We start from the raw sequence: 16,796 nt of genomic DNA, 5'->3' as shown, positions 1-16,796 counted from the left end.
CTGCCGGCTTAGTCGAGGCCCAACGCTGAGACCTCGCCCTCGTTCATCAGCGGCACGAAGATTGTCGACTTGCCATCTGTGCCGATATCGGCGCTGCCCGGCTTGAACGTCGCAACCACTTGCGGCGTACCGCCGGCTTTGTAGCGGTAGAGCGTGCCGGTCATATAGGCAGTGGCGTAGATGCTGCCGCCGATGCCAACGACGCCATCGAGGTTGGCAAAGTTTTCCGCGCCAGCCAGAGGCGAAACGGCCTTGGTGGCGAGATCGACCGAGAGCAGGCCGCCCGGCTCCGCGGTGCTGAAGTCGGGCTTGATGCCCTTGCCCCACGAAGCGACGATCAGCCGGCCGCCATCGGCGAAGATGCCATTCGGCGAAGCGAGCGCCGCATCCTTGATGAACAGTTCGGGCCGGTCGCCGTCGATGCGATAGATCGTATCGGCAAGCATATCCGTGACGTAGACCTTGCCGGATGCATCAGCGGTCATGTCGTTGAGAAAGACAGCGTTCGGCACGTCGATCGTCGACGCTAGCTTGCCGCTTTGGAGATCGACGACGCGCACATGGGTGATGTCGGCGACGTAGAGTTTGCCGCCGGCAATCGCCATGCCCTTGGGCGCGTCCATGCCGTCGGTCCAGTGTTGTGTGACCAGCTTGCCGTCCATCGACAGAACCGACAGATAGCCGTTGCCGTCGGCTTCGCCGGGATTGCCGACGATGTTCGAGACGATAACGCGCTGGCCGGCGGCGTCGAAGAGCGCCGATTCAGGTTGCTCGAGGCCGCTGGCGCGCCAGAGTTCAGCGGCCTGAATTGCCGGCGCAGTCGCGATGCCGAAGATGGCGAGAAGTATCGGTGTGAAGAGGCTTTTCATGGCTAGTCTCCTGTAATGGACTGGCGGAGAGCTAGGCCTTTCGATACTTTCCGGGAAGATCTATCGGGACTAGTACCGAAGGTTGATACCAAATCGTGCAAAAGAGGTGCATCCCGTGAACGGCCTGATCTTCGACGCGCTGAAGCGGACGCTGAAGGCCAAGGGCGTGACCTACCGCGTCCTTGCCGAGCGAATGGGCGTTTCCGAGCCGACGGTGAAGCGCATCTTCCACGAGCGCAACTGCAAGCTCGACCGGCTGATGGAGATCTGCGCTGCCGCCGGCGTGGAGTTGGAGAACGTGCTCGGCTCTATGAACAGAGGACCAGGACCTGCCAACCACATCGCGCCGGAGATCGAGCGCAAGCTCGCCGGCCGGCCGGCACTGCTGTTCATCTTCGTCATGCTTTCGGAAAAATTTACGCCCGAAGGCATCATGCGCTCACAGGGGTTGAGCGAGGCTTCGATGTTCCTCTATCTGCGCGACCTCGAGGAGTTGGGGCTGGTCGCGCTCGGTCGCGGCCTGTCGGCCAGGCTGCTGGTCGAGACGCCAATCCAGTGGAATTTCGACGGGCCATTGCGGCCACTGTTCGAGGTGACCAACAAGAACTTCATCGGCTGGGCCATCACGCATCTGGAGCGCGAGGCGACATTCGTCAGCTTCTCCAGGCGGATGCGGCCCGAGACGGCGGAAATGGTCAGGCGGGAGGCGGAGGAACTGGCCGAGCGCGCCAAATTGCTTGCGCATCACGATCAGCACACGACGCCGGAAGACGGGTTGATCGGCTACAAATGGACCTTCGCTTTCGGCGCAACGCCGTTCCCCGTGATCATGCCGATCGGGCCGCATCCGCGCGACGCAGGCGCGCGGACACCCGGCCGGGCCGCCGCAAAGGCACGACCGCCGCTGCCGGCCTAACAAGGATTGGAGAGGACGATGATTGACGCCACCCTCCTTGTTGCCGTGCGCGGCATGCTTTGGCCTTCAAATTCAGGGGCAGAAGCGGCCGTCGGCATTCTCGCCGATCGGGACATTCCTGCCGCCGGCCAGGTTGCCGGTGTGCCATTCGCGGCGGCTCCTGTGCTCGCAAGGGCGCAAGCCCCGACCAGAATGGCCATTGCGGCTTGAAAACGAAGCAAAATCAACGTTTCTCGGCTTGTATATCATGTCACTAGAATTTATCTGTAGTGACAGCTTGGACGCGGCGGGGAGGCACGCCAGGCGTTTCGCAACCGGTGGCCTTGCGCCATCGCATGACAGAGAAACGTTCGGGTTATGCTCACGAAAAAAGGTAAGTACGGCCTCAAGGCGCTCGTCCATCTGGCGCGCCTGCCGGTTGGACAGCTCGCCTTCGTCAACGACATTGCTACAGGAAACAATATTCCAAAGAAGTTCCTTGATGCCATTCTTGGCGAATTGCGCAATGCGGGGTTCGTCCAGAGCCGCAAGGGCAAGGACGGCGGCTATCGGCTGGCGCGCCCGGCGGACGAGATCAAGGTCGGCCACGTCGTGCGCGTGCTCGACGGGCCGCTTGCCCCCATTCCTTGCGCCAGCCGCACCCAGTATCAGCGCTGCGAAGACTGCAACGAGGCGACATGCCAAGTCCGACACCTGATGCTGGAGGTCCGGCAGGCCATCGCCGAGGTGCTGGATCAGCGCAGCCTCGCCGAAATGCGCGATATCGTCGGCGACGAAGACTTTTCGGCGGCGTTGAAAATCCAGGCCTGAACCAATCTCTCCTGAGCCGGCGACGATCGCCAGGACAGCTGGTGTGCGTATGACCGGGCACGCCACGCCAAATTCGATCATCATTGTCGGCGGCGGCGCCAGCGGCGTCGTGCTTGCGGCGCATCTGCTGAAGTCGCCCAATCCCGATCTCCGCGTCAGCCTGATCGAAAAACGCCCGCATTTTGGGCAAGGCATGGCCTATTCAACGCTGCTGTCGGCGCATGTGCTGAATGTCAGCGCGTCGGGCATGAGCGCCTATGCCGACGATCCCGGCAATTTCTCGCGCTGGCTGCTTGAACGCGGCATAGCGACGCCGGAACAGGCGCCAGTCTATGCGCCGCGCAGCGTCTACGCCCGCTATCTCAAGGAGCTGCTCGACGAGCTCGAGGCGCGTGAGCAGCAGACGGGCCGGCTGCGCCTGATCCGCGAGGAGAGCCTGTCGATCTCGCCGACCGCCTCCGGCGTCGAGGTGGCGCTGGCCAACGGCACCAGCGTGGTTGCGCATCTTGCCGTGCTCGCCACCGGGCATGACGAAGAGCCGGGGGCGGGGCAGGGGCATGCGATCAGGATGGGATCCGAGGCGGACACTGCGCTCGACCCCGAAGCCCAAGTCCTGGTCCTGGGCACCGGGTTGAGCATGGTCGATGCCTTCCTGTCGCTCGAGCAGCGCGGCCACCGCGGCGCGATCGTCGCGGTGTCGCGGCGCGGCCTGCTGCCTTCGCCGCATCGCAAGGGCAATCCGATCAAGCTCGACGTCGCCGACATTCCGCTCGGCACCCAGCTTTCCTATTTCGTCGGCTGGTTCCGCGACCTGATCCGGGAAAACCAGAAGGCCGGTATCGACTGGCGCGACGTCGTCGACGGTCTGAGACCCTTCAACCAGAAGATCTGGCAGAACTGGCCGTCTTCGGCCAAGCGCCGCTTCGTCGAGCACACCAAGGCCTGGTGGGACATCCACCGCCATCGCATGGCGCCGGAAGTCTACACCCGCGTTGCCGAGGCGGTGCAAGCGGGCCGCATCCGCCTTGTCGCCGGGCGCGTCGTCGAGATCGCCGCGGGCGACGGCTTCAGGGTACAGGTCCAGTCGCGCCACACGCAGCAGCTCGAAAGGTTCGACGTCACCCGCATCTATGATTGCACCGGCATCGCCAGGGACATCTCGACCACCTCGAACAGCGTGGTACGGTCGCTGGTCGAGCGTGGACTGGCACGGCCGGATCCGCTGCGCCTCGGCCTCGACGTGACCGCGAACTGCGAGGTCATCGCCGGCGACGGCACGGTATCCGCCAAGATCCTCGCCGTCGGGCCACTGACGCGCGGCACCTTCTTCGAAATCGACGCCATTCCCGATATTCGCGTGCAGTGCGCGCGGCTGAGCAAGCGCTTGCTCGCATGAGGACCTCTTTGTCTAGACGCACTTCGGATGCAAGACCGCCGCCGTTGGGTGAAAAGATCTCGACGGCATAGCCGCGTTCGCTGAAGGCGAACCAGGGGTGCGGGAGCTCGCTCCACCAGAGCCGACCAGCCAGCCCGTGGTGGTCGAGAGCTAAGCGATGACGCCAAGTTCGGCCGTCTCGCATTGACCGGATTGGTGTCGCGTACGCCCGTCTTCGGTCTCCTCCATGGATTTTGTAGTCGGCGAGGCCGTAAGCCGCGACCCTGGCCAGATGGCCGGGCAAATTCTGCTTTCGTCGTCACCGTGCCTTGCCCACCATGGCGCATGACCCAACGCGGACGACTCTACGGCTGTCCGGTCGAGTTCGCGCTCGACGCGCTCGGCGGCAAATGGAAGACGGTGATCCTGGCGCGCATCAAGGAACAGCCGATGCGCTATTCCGAACTGCGCCGGCTGATCCCTTCGCTTTCCGACAAGATGCTGAAGACCTCGTCAGCCTCTCGGTCTATATCGCCGGCGACCTGGATATAGGGCCGGCCTTCGGCGCCTGGATGGCCTTCTAGGCAAACCGTGGCGCGCCGCCGATCATCAAGGTGCTGCGCGTCGCCGGCCTCGGCAATCCGGATTTTCTGATCGAGATCGAAGCCCAGGCCGCGATCGCCTGAACCCTAAGCAGGTTCTGCAAATCTTTGCCTTGCCTGGAGCCGGCGAAGCTTTCGCGAAATTCCATTCCCCTGCTGGCGGCCGGATTGGCACGATCTATCTTCTTTCCAACTGCAAACGGCTGGAAAAGACGGTAGGTTGCCGTCTTCCAGGGCGGTTGCTCATTCTGGCAACGGAGCATCTGACATGAGCAAGCACAAGATCGTGGCACAGGACGATGCGTCGTCCCGCCTGCGCCCGCCCTATGCCTCGGTTCTCGACCTGATCGGGCAGACGCCGGTCGTCGAGCTGACCAAATTCGACATCGGCAAGTGCCGGCTGTTCATCAAGCTCGAAAGCCAGAATCCCGGCGGCTCGATCAAGGACCGCATCGCGCTGTCGATGATTGCCGCCGCCGAAAAACAGGGCAAACTGAAACGCGGCGGGACGATCGTCGAGGCGACCGCCGGCAACACCGGTCTTGGTCTCGCCCAGGTCGGCATCCCCAAGGGCTACCACATCATCCTTGTCGTGCCTGACAAGATGTCGCGCGAAAAGATCCAGCATCTGCGGGCGCTCGGCGCTGAAGTGCGCATGACGCGTTCCGATGTCGGCAAGGGCCATGCCGAATATTATCAGGACATGGCCGAAAAGATCGCCGCCGAGTTGCCCGGCGCCTTCTATGCCAACCAGTTTGCCAACCCGGCCAATCCGCATGCCCACGAGACCACGACCGGGCCGGAGATATTTCAGCAGCTCGAAGGCGATGTCGATGCGGTGGTCGTCGGCGTCGGCTCCGGCGGCACGCTGACCGGGCTCGGCCGCTATTTTGCGAAAGTCTCGCCGAAGACCGAAATGGTGCTCGCCGATCCGGTCGGCTCGGTGCTGGCGCCGCTGATCAAGACCGGCAAGATGGTAGAGGCCGGAAGCTGGACCGTCGAAGGCATCGGCGAGGATTTCGTGCCGCCCAATGCCGATCTGTCGCTGGTCAGGAAGGCCTATTCCATCCCCGACAAGCAGAGCATGCTTGCGGTGCGCGACCTGCTTTCGAAGGAAGGCATTCTCGCCGGCTCGTCGTCGGGCACGCTGCTTTCGGCAGCACTCCGCTATTGCCGCGAGCAGACCGTGCCGAAGCGCGTCGTCACCTTCGTCTGCGACAGCGGCAACAAATACCTGTCGAAAGTCTTCGATGACTTCTGGCTGGCCGAGCAGGGCCTTGCCGAGCAGGAGCAGCATGGCGACCTGCGCGACCTGGTGATGCGCACGCTCCGCACCGGCGATGTCGTGTCCGTCGGCCCCGACGAAAGCCTGCTCAACGCCTATGGCCGCATGCGCCGCTCGGATGTCTCGCAACTGCCGGTGCTGGACGAGGGCAAGCTCGTCGGCATCATCGACGAAAGCGATATCCTGGCCAAAGTCGAAGGCCCCTATGACAGCCGCTGGGACCGCTTCAAGGCCCCGGTTAGGACGGCGATGACCACCAATCTGCACACGCTGCAGGCCAGCCAGACGCTGGATGCGCTGCTGCCGGTGTTCGACCGCAACGAGGTCGCCATCGTCTTCGACGGCGACGAATTTATTGGCCTGATAACCCGCATCGACTTGATCAACCATCTGAGGCGCGCCCGATGACCATAAAAGCCACTGTATCGGGCAAAAACCGCCTCGCCTTCTCGACCCGCACCATCCATGGCGGCCAGAGCCACGACCCGACGACGGGCGCGGTGATGGTACCGATCTACGCCACCTCGACCTATGGCCAGCAGAGCCCGGGCGTGCACAAGGGCTTTGAATATGCCCGCAGCCAGAACCCGACCCGCTTTGCCTTCGAACGCGCTGTGGCCGACCTCGAAAGCGGCACAGCCGCTTTCGCCTTCGCTTCGGGGCTGGCGGCGATCGCCACGGTGTTTGAACTGCTCGATTCAGGCGCGCATATCGTCGCCACCGACGACATCTATGGCGGCACGTTCCGATTGCTCGAGCGGGTGCGCAAGCGCTCGGCCAATTTGCAGGTCGACTTCGTGGACTTCACCGATCTTGCCGCGGTCGAAGCGGCGATCCGCCCTGAGACCAAGCTGCTCTGGGTCGAGACGCCGACCAATCCGCTGCTGCGCGTCGTCGATCTGGAAGCCGTCGCGGCTCTGGCCAGGCGCAAAGGCGTGCTTTCGGTCGCCGACAACACCTTCTGCAGCCCCTATCTGCAGCGGCCGCTGGAGCTCGGCATCGACATATCAGTGCATTCGACGACGAAATACCTCAACGGCCATTCCGATATGGTCGGCGGCGTCGCCGTGGTCGGCGACAACAAGGATCTCACTGAGCGGCTGAAATTCCTGCAGAACGCCATCGGCGCCATTTCCGGGCCGTTCGACAGTTTCCTGGCGCTGCGCGGCTTGAAGACGCTGGCGCTCAGGATGGAGCGCCATTCGTCCAACGGCCAGAAGATCGCGCACTGGCTGGAAAGCCGCCCCGACATCCGTCGTGTCATCTATCCCGGCCTGCCCAGCCATCCGCAACACGCCATCGCCAGGCGGCAGATGCATGCCTTCGGCGGTATGATCACCGTCGAGCTCGACCGCGACCTCGCCGGCACCAAGCGTTTCCTCGAACACACGCAACTGTTCACGCTGGCCGAAAGCCTTGGCGGCGTCGAAAGCCTGATCGAGCACCCGGCGCTGATGACGCATGGCTCGATCCCGGCGAAAAAACGCGCCGAGATCGGGATTTCGGATTCGCTGGTGCGGTTGTCGGCCGGGATCGAGGACGGTGATGATTTGATTGCGGATCTGGATCAGGCGCTGGCGAGTTGAGCCCGGCAGCAAGAACCTTGCGAGACGTCGGCGGACAGTGCCCCGCTGCCCTACCGGGCATCTCGGCCACGAGGGGTGAGATTGGCCGTCATCTTGCGCTTTCGCCAACCTCCAACGCTGGAACACGGACGGGACGGCGAAGCTGCCAATCTCCCCCCTCGAGGGGGAGATGTCCGGCAGGACAGAGGGGGGCGTGAAGGATCGCCAACGAGCGGCGCTTGTTCTGCATCCATATCCATGTGTCTTACATTCTATTCCGTTGACCTTGGCGCCATCTGGCAGAATTGTAGCTTCCTGATCCACTTGCGGCCTGGCTCCGGAAGCTATGAACAACCGACAACGCAACCAACCGACGGCAAGCGATACCCCGCTTACCTTCGCTATCCTGGTCTTCCCCGGCTTTCCGATGATGGCGTTCAGTTCGGTCATCGAGCCGCTCCGCGCCGCCAACGTGCTGGCCAAGCGGGACTGTTATCGCTGGATCATCGTCGGCGCCGCCGAAGGCCCGGTGGAGGCCTCGAACGGCATCGTCATCCAGCCCGGTTTTTCCGCCCATGACGCGCCGAAGGTCGATCGCATCGTCGTCTGCTCGGGCGGCGATGCCGATCATCTCGTCGCATACGATGCCGTGAACTGGATCCGCAAGAGCCTGCGCGGTGGCGCCCATATCGGTGCTGTGGCGGATGCGGCGTTCTTCCTTGCCCGCGCAGGCCTGCTCGACGGCCATGCCTGCACCTTGCACTGGACCAGCCAGGCGCCCTTCACCGAGGCCTTTCCCGACATCGAGCTGAGGCGCGATCTCTATGTCATCGACCGCAAGCGCTTCACCTCGGCCGGAGGCATCGGCAGCCTCGACATGATGCTGGAGATCATCACGTCAGACTATGGCGCCGAACTCGCGGCCGGCGTCGCCGAATGGTTCGTGCACAGCCCCCTGCGCTCCAGTGTCGACCGCAAGCTGATGCCGCTGCGCTTACGCACCGGCGTGCAGAACGAACTGGTGCTGTCGGCCATCGCCATCATGGAGGATGCAGTGGAGGAACGGCTCGGCATGGCGGAGTTGGCGAATAGGCTTGGCGTCTCCTCCGACAAGCTCGAACGCAATTTTCGCTCCGAGCTCAGCATTTCGCCCAACGGCTACTACCGCCGGCTGCGGCTGAAGCGTGCCGCCGATCTTTTGGCCCATTCGACGCTGATGGTGCGCGACGTGGCGCTCGCCTGCGGCTTTGCCTCGATGTCGAGCTTTGCCCGCGCGTTTCGGGAAGAGCATGGGCATGCGCCGAAGGTGATGCGGAGGCATTAGGGGCTGCGAGACGTCGGCGGGACAGCGCCCCCCTCTGTCCTGCCGGACATCTCCCCCTCAAGGGGGGAGATTGGCAGCTTCACTGTTCAGCTCGTTTTGCTCCGTTGGTGATTGGCGAAAGCCGAAGTGACGTCCGATCTCCCCACTTGAGGGGGAGATGCCCGGCAGGGCAGAGGGGGGCGCCCTAGAGCGCTAAGCACGGCTTCTAGCGGTATCTCGCACGACATTCGCGGGATTCCGCACAGCCTCTGCGCAACGCATGGCTCATCGTCGCCGCTTCCAGGAGGCACCTATGAGCATTGTCGTTTTTGACCCCGACAGCACCGAGGACGTCGATTTCAAGGATCGCATGCGCCATCCGGCGGCGGCCGATCCGGCCGGCGGCATGTGGCTGTCCGATACCGAGCCGTCCTTCATCGACGCCGACGCGCTGCGCAAGGGGCGCCTTGCCAGGCTGCGTGCCTGGATGCGCGAGGCCGGCTATGGCGGCGTCGTCCTGTTCGACCCCTACAACCAGCGTTACGCCACCGGTTCGCGCAACATGTTCGGCTATTTCCTGCGCAACTCGACGCGCTACTTCTTCATCCCCACCGAAGGGCCGATCGTGCTGTTCGAATATCCGCAGAGCTACCATGTCTCGATGGTGCTCGACACGATCGACGAGGCGCGTCCGTCCAAGCTGGTATGGTCTTCAGTGTCGGGCCGCGACGACGAAACCGCGGGTCCCTTCGCCGACGAGATCGCCGATTTGCTCAAGGCGCATGGCGGCGGCTCGATGAAGCTCGGCCTCGACCGCTGCAGCCATCTGCAGGCGCTGGCGCTCGAAAAGCGCGGCTGCGACGTCCGCGATTGCCAGGGCGAGATTTTGGCGGTGCGTGCGGTCAAGACACCCGAGGAAGTAAAATGCCTGCAGGTGTCGATGGCCGGCGCCGAGGCCGCCGTCTATGCCGTGCGCGAGGCGATCAAGCCCGGCGTTTCCGAAAACGAGCTGTTCGCCATCATGTATGGCGAGGTGATCCGCCAAGGCGGCGAGTTCATCGAAACCCGTTTGCTGACCTCGGGCCAGCGCACCAATCCTTGGTTCAACGAAGCGAGCGGCCGCAAGATCAGGCCGGGCGAGCTCTTGGCGCTCGATACCGACACGATCGGCTGCTACGGCTATTATTCGGACTTCTCGCGCACCTTCCGCTGCGGCCCGGGCAGGCCGACGGATTACCAGAAGTCGCTCTACAAGATGGCGCACGACCAGGTTCAGCACAATATCGGGGTCGTCAAGCCGGGCATGGCGTTTCGCGAGATTGCCGAAAAGGCCTGGAAAATTCCTGACCGCTTCGTCGACCAGCGCTACACCTCGGTCATGCACGGCGTCGGCATGCATGGCGAGACGCCGTTCATCGCGCATGCCATGGACTACGAGACCTATGGCCGCGACGGGGTCATCGTGCCCGGCATGGTGGTCAGCGTCGAGAGCTATATCGGCGAGAAGGGCGGTCGCGAGGGCGTCAAGCTGGAGGACGAGATCCTGATCACCGAGACCGGCACCGAGCTTCTGTCGCGGTTCCCTTATGAGGACGAGTTCCTTGACAGGCAAGTTTGAGTGCTGACAGGCAGTTTTGCATGAAAAGCCCGATCTCGATCAAGTCCGGCAAGGCGGCGGCGGTGTTCATCGATCTCCAGGAGGAGCATCGGCGGGACAAGCGCTATCTGGTCGAAGGCTATGGCGATATCCTCGCCAACGTACAGCGCCTGCAGGCAGCGGCACGGGCCAATCATGTGCCGTTGTATCACTGGGCCTATGTCGTCGATGTCGCCACAGCACGGTCGTTCCACCCGGTCGAGACCAACGGCAAGTCGGCCTTTTCCGACAAGGACGATCCGCTGACGGCGATCTGTCCGGAAGTGGCGCCTGCAGCCGGCGAGACGATGATGGTCAAGACGCAGGCCAGCGCCTTTGGTGGAGGGCCTGCCGCCGGGCGGCTCAAGGCCGACGGCATCGAATGGCTGGTCGTTGCCGGCGTCTGGACCGAGGCCTGCATCGATGCCACCGTCAAAGATGCGGTGGCGCTCGGGTTTCGCGTGCTGCTGGTCAAGGATGCCTGCGGCAGCGGCAGCACGGCGATGCACCAGACGGCCATCCTCAACCTCGCCAACCGGCTCTATGGCGGTGCCGTCACCACCACCGAGGCCGCCTGCCGGCTGCTGGCCGGCGAGACGGTCGATGCCTGGCAGGTCGAGGGCTCGGTGCCGCTGCGTTTCAGCTACGAAAACGCCGCCCGGCTCTACGCCGAGCTCTGAGCGGGATCGCGCCGCGATGGTCACCGAAGCCGAGCGACCCGAAACGACAGACCGCGGAAAATACCTGACGCTGCTCGATCCGGAGCTGTGGGCCTATATCGATCGGGTCAACGAGTGGTATCCGCCCGAAATCGTCTACATGCCGATCGACAGGCAGCGGGCGGTCTATGATGCCATGTGCCGGGCGTTTCGCGAGCCCTATCCACCCGGCGTCAAGGCCAGCGACAGCAGCGTCGGCGACCGTGCGATCCCGGTCCGGCGTTACCATATGGCGGGAACGGCGCCGCAGGCGATGGTCGTCTATTATCACGGCGGCGGTTTCGTGCTTGGCGGGCTCGACAGCCATGACGACATCTGCGCCGAGATCTGCGCCGGCACCGGCTTTGCGGTTCTGTCCGCCGACTACCGGCTGGCGCCTGAACATCTGCATCCGGCGGCCTTCGAGGATGCGCTGGCGGTGTTCGAATGGGCTGCGGCGACGACCGGCTTGCCGATCGTGCTCTGCGGCGAGAGCGCCGGCGGCAACCTGGCCGCAGCAGTGGCGCAGGCGACGCGCCGCCATCCTCGCCGCGCGATCGGCCAGGTGCTGATCTATCCCGAATTGGGCGGTGACGAGCTAGACGGCCCAGAGCTGGACGGCAAAGCGCGCACCGGCTCCTATATCGAGCACGCCGAGGCACCGCTGCTGACGTTGCGGGACGTCGAATTCTACCGCCATATCCGGGCAGCGAAGGGGCAGTCGCCGGACGACCCGACATTTTCGCCACTTAACGATAGCGACTTCTCCGGCCTGCCGCCGACGGTCATCGTCACCGCGCAATGCGATCCGCTGTCATCGGACGGCCAGGCCTATCGCGACCGCATCCTTGCCGCCGGCGGTAAGGCATGGTGGCGCGAGGAGCCGCGCCTCGTGCACAGTTTCCTGCGCGCCCGCAAGACCGTGCCGCGCGCCAGCGAGGCCTTTGATCGCATCGTCGCGGCTATAGCCGCGCTGGGCGGGGGTAAGTGGCCGGAGTGACGGCGGAGTGCGACTCTCATGCCGGCCAGGCAAGCGCAGAAATCCTCTCTCCTCAAGCTCCCCACTGCGGAACAGCGCACAACAACTGCGGAAACCCGAACACTTGCCCGCTCAGGCCAGCATTATCATCACCTCACGTAAGGCGCCCCTGCGAAACGCATCCACCCCCGCGGCGCGGTCGGTCGGAGGCGCCCAACAAAGAGGGAACGACGATGAAGTTCATGCTGACCGATCGGAAATTGCATCCGCAGGCCGCGCCCGTCGCCGACGGCTTCAAGAAGGGCCAGATGAACCGGCGCGAATATCTCGCCACCATGGCCGCGTTTGGTGTCAGCGCTGCCGGCGCGCTGGCGCTTGGCGGGCTTGCTCCGTCACCGGCCAGGGCCGAGGAGGCGAAGCGCGGCGGCGTCTTGCGCGTTGCCATGAACGTCAAGGGCTGGAAGGATCCGCGCACCTTCGACGGCGTCGAGATGTCCAACGTCGCCCGCCAGTGTAACGAATATCTGGTGCGCTGGAACCGCGACTTCACCTTCGAGCCATGGCTGCTCGAGAGCTGGGAGACCAGCGACGATGCCCGCGTGCTGACGCTGCATGTCCGCAAAGGCGTCAACTGGTCGAATGGCGACACCTTCAACGCCGACGATGTCATTCACAATCTGACGCGCTGGTGCGATGCGTCCGTCGCCGGCAATTCTGTCGCCGCGCGGATGGGCGCGCTGGTCAACGCGGACACCAAGAAAGCCGTCGACGGCGGCATCGAACGCGTCGACGACTTCACCGTGCGGCTCAATTTGCCCAAGCCCGACATCTCGCTGATTGCCGGCATGGCCGACTATCCGGCGTTGATCATGCACCGCGGCTATGAAGGCGACGGCGACCCGCTGAAGGCATTGGCGATCACCACCGGGCCGTGCGAACTCGTGGCATGGGACGCCGAGGTCGGCGCCGAAGTCCGCCGCAAGGACAAGCCATGGTGGAAGGGCGAATTCTACCTCGACGGCATCAAATGGGTCGACTACGGCTCCGACCCCAACGCCATGCTGTCGGCCTTCGAATCGGGCGAGATCGACACCGACCACGAAACCGCCTCCGACACGGTTGCGCAGACCGACTCGATGGGCCTGAGCAATTCCGAGATCGCCACCGGCTCGACGATCGTCGCGCGTTTCAATGTCGCCAATCCGCCCTATGACGACATCAAGGTGCGCCGCGCCGCCCAGCTCGCCGTCGACAACGCCGCTGTGCTGAAGATCGGCATGGACAACCGCGGCAAGCCGGCCGAGAACCATCATGTCGGGCCGATGCATCCCGAATATGCCGATATCGGCCCAGCCGTGCGCAACATCGATCAAGCCAAGGCCCTGCTCGCCGAGGCCGGCAAGGCCGATCACGAATACGAGCTCATTTCGGTCGACGTCGACTGGCAAAAGACCACCGGCGACGCCATCGCAGCGCAGATGCGCGAGGCTGGGCTGAAGATCAAGCGCACGGTGCTGCCGGCCGCCACCTTCTGGAACGACTGGAGCAAATATCCGTTCTCCTGCACCGAATGGCTCGGCCGGCCGCTGGGCGTGCAGGTGCTGGCGCTGGCCTACAAATCGGGCGCCGCCTGGAACGAGAGCGCCTACGCCAATCCGGAATTCGACAGCCTGCTCGACAAGGCGCTGGCGATGCCCGATGCAGGCGCCCGCAAGGAGATCATGGCAAAGATCGAGCAGAATCTCCGCGATTCCGGCATCATCATCCAGCCCTACTGGCGCTCGGTCTACCGCACCTACCGCAAGGGCGTGCATGGCTGCGAGCAGCACCAGTCGCTCGAGCAGCATTTCGAGAAGGTCTGGCTCGAGGCGTGAGTCGTGCCGCCCGACGGAAAGCCGGCGCGCAAGGCAGCGGAAGCCGGCGTCACCCGGCGGTGCCCGCACTTGAAATCTCCCGCCCGAGGCGCACCGTTTCCCGCACCAGCAGGTCCAGATCGTCACGCCGGGTACGGTGGTTGTTGATGGCAACCCTGAGGCAATGTTGGCCATGCACCGTCGTGTCGGAAATGGCGGCGATGCCTTCTTCCTGCAGCCTCAGCATGATCTCGGTATTGAGCGCTTTCAGGCGCTCAGCGTCCAACCCATCGGCGCGATAGCGAAAGCAGACGATGTTGATGTTCGCCGGCGCCACCAGCTCGAGCGCCGGTTCGGCCTCGATCAGCTGACCGAGATAATGCCCTTGCGCGATGTTCTGGTCGATCAGCCGGCCGAACTTTTCGATGCCGTGTTCTCGCAGCGCCATCCACACCTTCAGCGCCCGGAAGCCGCGTGACGTCTGCAAGCCGTAGTCGTGCAGCCATTGGCCGGAGGCCAGGCCGCGCGGCGTCGATTCGAGATATTCCGGCGTCACCGCGAACGTGCGGCGATGCGCGGAGGCATCCCGGATCAGCGCGCAGCCGACCTCGAAGGGCGCGTGCAGCCATTTATGCGGATCGAGCGCGATTGAGTGGGCGTGCTCGATGCCGGCAACGCGATGCGAATTGTCCGGCGCAATCGCAAGCAAGGCGCCGATGCAGCCATCGACGTGAAACCACAGATCCTCTTTTGCCGCCAGGTCGGCCAGCGCTTGCAGATCGTCGATTGCGCCGGTGTTCACCGTGCCGGCCGTACCGATTACGCAGGCCGGCTTGAAACCGACGTCACGGTCCTCGGCGATCGCCGCCCGCAACGCAGCGATGTCGATCCGCAGCCCGGCATCGCTCGGGATGCGGCGCAGCGCCCGGTTGCCGAGGCCGAGCGCTTCCATCGCCTTGCGATGGCAGGAGTGAAGCTGGTCGGAGCCGTAGAAACGCAGTGGCTTGTCGATGCCGGCAACGCCGTGCTCGCGTATGTCGATGCCGGCCTTGGCGTTGCGCGCCACGGTCAGACCGATGATGTTGGCCATCGAGCCGCCGCTGACCAGTGTGCCGCTGGCCGATTGCGGAAAGCCCATCATTTCCTTGCACCAGTCGACGACCTGGTTGTCCATCAGCGCGGCGGCATGATTGCCGCCGCCGAGGTTGGAGCCCTGGATCGCCGCCAGGAAATCGCCGAGCGCGCCGGTGAAATTGCTCGAACCCATATACCAGGACCAGAAGCGCGGATGGATATTGCCCATCGGATAGGGCATCAGGCTCCTGGTGACGTCGCCATAGATTTCTGCCAGCGGCGCCGGCGAACGCGGCAGCGGCGATGCGAAGAAGGTCCTCACATCGACCGGCATCTCCTGCCACACCGGACGCTCTCTGACATCGCGCAGGTAAGCGACGGCATCGTCGACGATCCGATGCGACAGGACCTGCACATCGGCCCAGTTCGAGGGGTCAAGCGTTTCCTCGGTGGCCGTGACGGCCAATCCAGGCTTCGTGTCCATGCAGGCCGCTCCCGATGTGCCGCCGTCACGCCGGAAACTGGCAGCCGGGCGTCGACTGCGAAAGCGCGGTCTCCTCGGCGTCCATCTCCGCTTCGATGCCGTCAAACAGCGGCGTGGTCATGTAACGCTCGCCGGTGTCGGGAAGCATGCACAGGATCACCGAGCCGGGCAGCGCCTTTTCCGCGATCTGCCGCGCCACCGCGAAGGTCGCGCCGCCAGAGATGCCGGTGAAAATCCCTTCCTTCTGCGCCAGCGCCTTGGCCCATTTCATGCCCTCGGGCCCGGCAATCGGCACCACCTCGTCGTAGAGGCTTGTGTCGATCGCCTCCTGCAGCACGTCCGGAATGAAGTCAGGCGTCCAGCCCTGGATCGGATGCGGCTCGAACGCTGGATGGCTGGCGGCAGGCGCGCCGCCGGCGCCGCGCTGCTGCGGCTTGCCGCTGCCGATAAGCTGCGCATTGGCCGGTTCGGCGAGCACGATCCGGGTCTCCGGCCGTTCGCGGCGCAGCACGCGTCCGACGCCGGCGACGGTGCCGCCCGTGCCATAGCCGGTGACGAAACAGTCAAGCCGCGAGCCGGCGAAATCGTTGATGATCTCGCGCGCCGTGGTCGCTTCGTGAATGGCGGCATTGGCCTTGGTCTCGAACTGGCGGGCAAGGAACCAGCCATTGGCCTCGGCCAGTTCCACCGCCTTCTTGTACATGCCGAAACCCTTCTGCGCGCGCGGCGTCAGCACCACCTTGGCGCCCAGCATGCGCATCAGCTTGCGGCGTTCGATGGAAAAACTGTCGGCCATCGTCACCACCAGCGGATAGCCCTTCTGGGCGCAAACCATGGCCAGGCCGATGCCAGTGTTGCCGCTGGTCGCCTCGACGACGGTCTGGCCCGGCTTCAAGGCGCCGCTGCGCTCGCCCTCCTCGATGATGTTGAGCGCCAGCCTGTCCTTTACCGAGGCGGCGGGATTGAAGAACTCGGCCTTCACATAGATCGTGGCATGGTCCGGTCCGAGATTATTGATGCGGATCACCGGCGTATCGCCGACCGTGTCGAGAATGCTGTCGAACAGACGTCCGCGCCCGGCGGTGGTTCTGATTTTCTGTTGATGCAACATGTCGATCTCCTCGCGTTGTCGTTGTCTCTTGTCGTCACGGGCCGGTTACAGACCGGTGGCTTGGGCGGCGAGGCTTCGAGACCTTGCCGCGCTACATTTGCACCCGGCAATGCCAGCATCCGGCGCGGGAATTCGCTGCCGGATGCACCGTGTCACGTTTGGTGATAAAACAAAGGCCGACTGGCCAGCGTGGGAGCAGGCGTGGAAACTTACGTGGAATCCGCCCGATCGAGCCT

16 protein-coding genes are annotated in these 16,796 nt (G+C 64.0%); 12 read left to right on the top strand and 4 right to left on the bottom strand.

Annotated features, from left to right (window positions below):
• Positions 1–8: 8 nt before the first annotated feature.
• Entirely contained in the window at positions 9–869 is an 861-nt protein-coding gene (locus NKJ72_RS09905) for an SMP-30/gluconolactonase/LRE family protein (RefSeq protein WP_352476867.1), read from the bottom strand.
• 115 nt (positions 870–984) lie between these two features.
• Here NKJ72_RS09905 and NKJ72_RS09900 point away from each other — a divergent pair, with 115 nt between their 5' ends.
• From NKJ72_RS09900 to NKJ72_RS09880, 5 genes are all read left to right on the top strand, one after another.
• Entirely contained in the window at positions 985–1,785 is an 801-nt protein-coding gene (locus NKJ72_RS09900; RefSeq protein WP_352476866.1) for a helix-turn-helix domain-containing protein, read from the top strand.
• A gap of 18 nt (positions 1,786–1,803) precedes the next feature.
• A complete protein-coding gene (locus tag NKJ72_RS09895) occupies positions 1,804–1,995 on the top strand; it encodes a hypothetical protein (protein WP_352476865.1) in 192 nt (63 codons plus the stop codon).
• A 147-nt stretch (positions 1,996–2,142) separates the two neighbouring features.
• Positions 2,143–2,595: an RrF2 family transcriptional regulator gene (locus tag NKJ72_RS09890; protein ID WP_352476864.1), complete on the top strand. Its 453-nt coding sequence runs from the start codon at positions 2,143–2,145 to the stop codon at positions 2,593–2,595.
• A gap of 49 nt (positions 2,596–2,644) precedes the next feature.
• On the top strand, positions 2,645–3,991 hold the full coding sequence (locus NKJ72_RS09885; RefSeq protein ID WP_352476863.1) for an FAD/NAD(P)-binding protein: 1,347 nt from the start codon (positions 2,645–2,647) through the stop codon (positions 3,989–3,991).
• Between the two features lie 324 nt (positions 3,992–4,315).
• Positions 4,316–4,522 (top strand): winged helix-turn-helix transcriptional regulator, encoded by a 207-nt coding sequence (locus tag NKJ72_RS09880; protein WP_352476862.1) that lies wholly within the window; start codon positions 4,316–4,318, stop codon positions 4,520–4,522.
• Positions 4,523–4,550: 28 nt separating this feature from the next.
• Here NKJ72_RS09880 and NKJ72_RS09875 read toward each other — a convergent pair whose 3' ends face one another.
• Positions 4,551–4,721, bottom strand: a complete 171-nt coding sequence (locus tag NKJ72_RS09875; protein WP_352476861.1) for a hypothetical protein — start codon at positions 4,719–4,721, stop codon at positions 4,551–4,553.
• Between the two features lie 119 nt (positions 4,722–4,840).
• Here NKJ72_RS09875 and NKJ72_RS09870 point away from each other — a divergent pair, with 119 nt between their 5' ends.
• From NKJ72_RS09870 to NKJ72_RS09840, 7 genes are all read left to right on the top strand, one after another.
• Positions 4,841–6,265, top strand: coding sequence for a pyridoxal-phosphate dependent enzyme (locus tag NKJ72_RS09870; RefSeq protein ID WP_352476860.1), 1,425 nt, complete (start codon positions 4,841–4,843; stop codon positions 6,263–6,265).
• Positions 6,262–7,443: a cystathionine gamma-synthase gene (locus tag NKJ72_RS09865; protein WP_352476859.1), complete on the top strand. Its 1,182-nt coding sequence runs from the start codon at positions 6,262–6,264 to the stop codon at positions 7,441–7,443. The genes NKJ72_RS09870 and NKJ72_RS09865 overlap by 4 nt, the downstream gene beginning before the upstream one ends.
• A 325-nt stretch (positions 7,444–7,768) precedes the next feature.
• A complete protein-coding gene (locus tag NKJ72_RS09860; RefSeq protein ID WP_352476858.1) occupies positions 7,769–8,746 on the top strand; it encodes a GlxA family transcriptional regulator in 978 nt (325 codons plus the stop codon).
• 292 nt (positions 8,747–9,038) lie between these two features.
• Positions 9,039–10,343, top strand: a complete 1,305-nt coding sequence (locus NKJ72_RS09855) for a M24 family metallopeptidase (RefSeq protein WP_352476857.1) — start codon at positions 9,039–9,041, stop codon at positions 10,341–10,343.
• A 20-nt stretch (positions 10,344–10,363) separates the two neighbouring features.
• Positions 10,364–11,041 carry an isochorismatase family protein gene (locus NKJ72_RS09850; protein ID WP_352476856.1) on the top strand — a complete coding sequence of 226 codons (678 nt, stop codon included), beginning with the start codon at positions 10,364–10,366 and terminating at the stop codon, positions 11,039–11,041.
• A 16-nt stretch (positions 11,042–11,057) separates the two neighbouring features.
• The gene (locus NKJ72_RS09845; RefSeq protein WP_352476855.1) at positions 11,058–12,059 is read left to right on the top strand and encodes an alpha/beta hydrolase; all 1,002 of its coding nucleotides are present in this window, start codon (positions 11,058–11,060) and stop codon (positions 12,057–12,059) included.
• A gap of 212 nt (positions 12,060–12,271) precedes the next feature.
• Positions 12,272–13,912 (top strand): ABC transporter substrate-binding protein, encoded by a 1,641-nt coding sequence (locus tag NKJ72_RS09840; RefSeq protein ID WP_352476854.1) that lies wholly within the window; start codon positions 12,272–12,274, stop codon positions 13,910–13,912.
• Between the two features lie 49 nt (positions 13,913–13,961).
• Here NKJ72_RS09840 and NKJ72_RS09835 read toward each other — a convergent pair whose 3' ends face one another.
• Both NKJ72_RS09835 and NKJ72_RS09830 read right to left on the bottom strand, forming a co-directional pair.
• Entirely contained in the window at positions 13,962–15,449 is a 1,488-nt protein-coding gene (locus NKJ72_RS09835) for a pyridoxal phosphate-dependent decarboxylase family protein (protein WP_352476853.1), read from the bottom strand.
• A 25-nt stretch (positions 15,450–15,474) separates the two neighbouring features.
• On the bottom strand, positions 15,475–16,560 hold the full coding sequence (locus tag NKJ72_RS09830) for a PLP-dependent cysteine synthase family protein (RefSeq protein ID WP_352476852.1): 1,086 nt from the start codon (positions 16,558–16,560) through the stop codon (positions 15,475–15,477).
• Positions 16,561–16,796 lie beyond the last annotated feature (236 nt).

Origin of the sequence: Mesorhizobium sp. M0045 (assembly GCF_040323385.1) — a bacterium.
Lineage (GTDB): Bacteria > Pseudomonadota > Alphaproteobacteria > Rhizobiales > Rhizobiaceae > Mesorhizobium.
The sequence above is the reverse complement of the archived record's forward strand: the minus strand, read 5'-3'. Positions and strand labels throughout refer to the sequence as shown.